General features: G+C 63.5%; 3 protein-coding genes. All 3 read left to right on the top strand.

Annotation, left to right across the window (positions count from 1 at the left end):
- The first annotated feature begins 65 nt into the window (after positions 1 to 65).
- Complete coding sequence (locus H0W38_RS16975; RefSeq protein ID WP_292456229.1) at positions 66 to 1,988, top strand: PrkA family serine protein kinase; 1,923 nt, start codon at positions 66 to 68, stop codon at positions 1,986 to 1,988.
- Between the two features lie 24 nt (positions 1,989 to 2,012).
- Entirely contained in the window at positions 2,013 to 3,323 is a 1,311-nt protein-coding gene (locus H0W38_RS16970; RefSeq protein ID WP_292456227.1) for a YeaH/YhbH family protein, read from the top strand.
- Positions 3,320 to 4,631 (top strand): SpoVR family protein (locus tag H0W38_RS16965; RefSeq protein WP_292456226.1); only part of this gene is annotated, 1,312 nt, incomplete at its 3' end. The genes H0W38_RS16970 and H0W38_RS16965, both read left to right, overlap by 4 nt.

Raw genomic sequence — 4,631 nt, 5'->3', positions numbered from 1 at the left:
ACGGCGAGCCGAATTCCGGCCGGCCCGTGGCGACGCCGCCTCCCGATACCGAATTGGAGGAAGCGATGGATGTGATCACGAGCTTTGCAGCGCGCTACGAGCGCAGCCGCGAAGAGGAATTCACGCTTGAGGAATACCTCGATATATGCAAGCGCGACTCGACGGCCTACGCGACCGCTTCCGAACGCATGCTCAAGGCGATCGGCGAGCCGGAGCTGCTGGACACGCGCAACGAGCCGCGCATGTCGCGCCTCTTCGCCAACAAGGTGATCAAGCGCTACCCGGCGTTCGCCGAGTTTTACGGCATGGAAGACGCGATCGAGCAGGTCGTTTCCTACTTCCGCCACGCCGCCCAGGGCCTGGAAGAGCGCAAGCAGATTCTTTACCTGCTCGGCCCCGTGGGCGGCGGCAAGAGCTCGATCGCCGAGCGGCTCAAGCAGCTCATGCAGGAGGTGCCGTTCTACGCGATCAAGGGGTCTCCCGTGAACGAGTCGCCGTTGGGGCTCTTCGACGCGGTCGAGGACGGCGCCACCCTGGAAAAGGAATACGGCATCCCGCGCCGCTACCTCAACCGCATCCTCTCGCCCTGGGCGGTGAAAAGGCTCGACGAGTACGGCGGCGACATCCGCAAGTTCAAGGTGGTCAAGCGCCGGCCGAGCATCTTGAAGCAGGTCGGCATCTCCAAGACCGAGCCGGGCGACGAGAACAACCAGGACATCAGCTCACTGGTCGGCAAGGTCGACATCCGCAAGTTAGAGAGCTACGCCCAGGACGATCCCGACGCCTACAGCTACTCGGGCGGCCTGTGCCTGGCCAACCAGGGCCTGCTGGAGTTCGTGGAGATGTTCAAGGCGCCGATCAAGGTGCTGCACCCGTTGCTCACCGCCACACAGGAAGGCAACTACAAAGGCACCGAAGGCTTCGGCGCGATTCCCTTCGACGGCATCGTGCTCGCGCACAGCAACGAGAGCGAGTGGAAGGCCTTCCGCAACAACAAGAACAACGAGGCCTTCCTCGACCGCATCTACATCGTCAAGGTGCCGTACTGCCTGCGCGTGAGTGAAGAGGTCAAGATCTACGAGAAGCTGATCCGCACCTCCTCGCTCAACGCCGCGAAATGCGCGCCCGGAACGCTCAAGATGATGGCCCAGTTCTCGGTGCTCACGCGCTTGAAGGAGCCGGAGAACTCGTCGCTGTTCAGCAAGGCGCTGGTCTACGACGGCGAGAGCCTCAAGGACACCGACCCCAAGGCCAAGAGTTACCAGGAATACCGGGACTACGCGGGGGTCGATGAAGGCATGAGCGGTGTCTCGACCCGCTTCGCCTTCAAGATTCTTTCCAAGGTCTTCAACTTCGACAGCATGGAGGTCGCGGCCAACCCGGTGCACCTGATGTACGTGCTGGAGCAGCAGATCGAGCGCGAGCAGTTCGCGAGCGAGACCGAGCAGAAGTACCTGGGCTACATCAAGGAGTTCCTGTCCACGCGCTATGCCGAGTTCATCGGCAAGGAGATCCAGACTGCCTATCTGGAAAGCTACAGCGAGTACGGCCAGAACATCTTCGACCGCTACGTGACCTACGCCGACTACTGGATCCAGGACCAGGAGTACCGCGACACCGACACCGGCGAGGTGTTCGACCGCGGCTCGCTGAACGGCGAGCTCGAGAAGATCGAGAAGCCCGCGGGCATCTCCAACCCCAAGGACTTCCGCAACGAGATCGTCAACTTCGTGCTGCGCGCGCGCGCCGGCAACGCCGGCAAGAACCCGCTGTGGACCAGCTACGAGAAGCTGCGCGCGGTGATCGAGAAGAAGATGTTCTCGAACACCGAGGAGTTGCTGCCGGTCATCAGCTTCAACGCCAAGGCGAGCGCCGACGAGGCCAAGAAGCACGAGGACTTCGTCAACCGCATGGTCGACAAGGGCTACACGCCCAAGCAGGTCCGCCTGCTATGCGAGTGGTATCTGCGCGTGCGCAAGAGCTCCTGAACCAGCGGGGCGACCGAGCATTCCATGGCGCTGCAGCAGATCATCGACCGGCGGCTCGCGGGCAAGAACAAGTCCATCGGCAACCGCGAGCGCTTCCTGCGCCGCCACAAGGACCAGATCCGTGAGGCAGTGCGCCGGGCGGTGAGCGGACGCGGCATCCGTGACATCGAGCAGGGCGAAGACATCTCGCTGCCCAAACGCGACGTCTCCGAGCCGGTGTTCCACCACGGGCAGGGCGGTTCGCGCGAGATGGTGCACCCCGGCAACCGCGAGTACGTCCGCGGCGACCGCATCAAGCGGCCCGAAGGCGGCACCGGCCGCGGCGGCAGCCAGGCCAGCGACTCGGGCGAGGGCGAGGACGACTTCGTCTTCCACCTGAGCCGCGAGGAGTTCATGCAGGTCTTCTTCGACGATCTGGCGCTGCCCAACCTGATCAAGACCACCCTGGCCGACACGCCGGAGTTCAAGACGCAGCGCGCCGGTTACAGCACTGACGGCACGCAGAACAATCTGCATGTCGTGCGTTCGATGCGCGGCGCGATCGGCCGTCGCATTGCGCTGGGCGCGGACGCCAGGCGCGAGTTGCGCCAGCTCGAGGCGCATTTGCTGCACCTCAAGCAACACATGCGCGCCGACAGCGATTGGCTCGATCTCGACCCGGGCCGCGAAATGCGCCTGCGCGAGATCCGCGACACGGAGGCCCTGATCGAGTTGCTGCGCCAGAAAGTCGCGCGCATTCCCTACCTCGACCCGATCGACCTGCGCTACCGCAGCCGTATCCGCGTGCCGGTGCCGACCACCAAGGCCGTCATGTTCTGCGTCATGGACGTGTCGGGATCGATGGACGAGTCACGCAAGGACCTCTCCAAGCGCTTCTTCATCCTGCTTTACCTGTTTCTCACTCGTCACTACGAGCGCATCGAGCTGGTCTTCATCCGTCACCACACGCAGGCGCAGGAGGTAGATGAAGAAGGCTTCTTCCACTCCACCGAGACCGGCGGCACCGTGGTGTCGAGTGCGCTGGTGCTGATGGAAGAGATCATCCGCAACCGCTTCCCCACCAGCGAGTGGAACATCTACGGCGCGCAGGCCAGCGACGGCGACAACTGGCACCACGACAGCGGCCGCTGCCGCCAGATCGTCTCCGAGCAGCTGCTGCCGCTGGTGCGCTACTTCGCCTACGTGCAGGTGGCCGAGCCGGAGCAGAACCTCTGGGAAGAGTACGCACAGATCGCCGCCCAGCACCCGCACTTCGCCATGCGCAAGGTGCTCGAGGCTGCGCAGATTTACCCCGTGTTCCGGGAGTTGTTCAAGAAGGAAGGGAGCGCGGCATGAACAAACGCTTCGAGGCGGCGCCCGACCCGACACCGGACCTCTTCGACGGCCCGGGCGCGAGCGGGAAGGCGCGCGTTCGTTTCGCCCGCGATGTGGTCCGGCGCGAGCGCGCGGCCCAGCCCCTGCCCAGCCACAGCGACTGGAGCTTCGAGCTGATCGAGCAGTACCACGACGCGATCCGCGCCACTGCGGCGAGCTACGGCCTGGACACCTATGCCAACCAGCTCGAGGTCATTACCGCCGAGCAGATGATGGACGCCTATTCATCGGTCGGCATGCCGGTGAATTACCGGCACTGGAGCTTCGGCAAGGAGTTCATCTCCAACGAGAAGAACTACCGGCGCGGCCACATGGGCCTGGCCTACGAGATCGTCATCAATTCCGACCCCTGCATCAGCTACCTGATGGAGGAGAACCCGATGGCGATGCAGGCGCTGGTCATTGCCCACGCCGCCTACGGCCACAACAGTTTCTTCAAGGGCAATTACCTGTTTCGCATGTGGACCGATGCGTCGTCGATCATCGACTACCTCGTCTACGCCAAGAAATACATCGCCGAATGCGAGGAGCGCCACGGGCTGAGCGCCGTCGAGGAGACGCTGGATTCCTGTCATGCGCTGATGAACCACGGTGTCGACCGCTATCGCCGGCCGAGCAAGCTCAGCCTGGCGCAGGAGCGCACGCGCCGCGAGGACCGCGAGGCCTATGCGCAGCAGCAGATCAACGACCTGTGGCGCACGCTGCCCAGGAAAGCCGACAAGTCGGTCGAAGAGGCCGAGGTGCAGCGGTTTCCTGCCGAGCCGCAGGAAAACCTGCTGTACTTCATCGAGAAGAACGCGCCGCTGCTCGAACCCTGGCAGCGCGAGATCGTGCGCATCGTTCGCAAGGTGGCGCAGTACTTCTATCCGCAGCGCCAGACCCAGGTCATGAACGAAGGCTGGGCCACCTTCTGGCACCACACCCTGCTCAACACGCTCTACGACGACGGCCTGCTGAGCGACGGCATGATGATCGAGTGGCTCAAGTCGCACACCAACGTGGTGTTCCAGCCGCCGGTCGATCACCCGGGCTACAGCGGCATCAATCCGTATGCGCTCGGCTTCGCGATGTACACCGACATCAAGCGCATCTGCGAGAAGCCGGACGAGGAGGATCGGCACTGGTTCCCAGATCTCGCGGGTAGCGACTGGCTGGCGACGCTCGACCATGCGATGCGCAACTTCAAGGACGAGAGCTTCATCGGCCAGTACCTGTCACCGCGGCTGATGCGCGAATTTCGCCTGTTCGCGATCAAGGACGATTCCGACG

The organism is Methylibium sp., assembly GCF_013817365.1.
Taxonomy (GTDB): Bacteria; Pseudomonadota; Gammaproteobacteria; order Burkholderiales; family Burkholderiaceae_C; genus Methylibium.
The sequence above is the reverse complement of the archived record's forward strand: the minus strand, read 5'-3'. Positions and strand labels throughout refer to the sequence as shown.

Bases quoted from the DNA above. Each gene is read 5' to 3' on its own strand.
- H0W38_RS16975 (WP_292456229.1), top strand. From the start codon at position 66: ATGGATGTGATCACGAGCTTTGCAGCGCGCTACGAGCGCAGCCGCGAA.
- H0W38_RS16970 (WP_292456227.1), top strand. From the start codon at position 2,013: ATGGCGCTGCAGCAGATCATCGACCGGCGGCTCGCGGGCAAGAACAAG.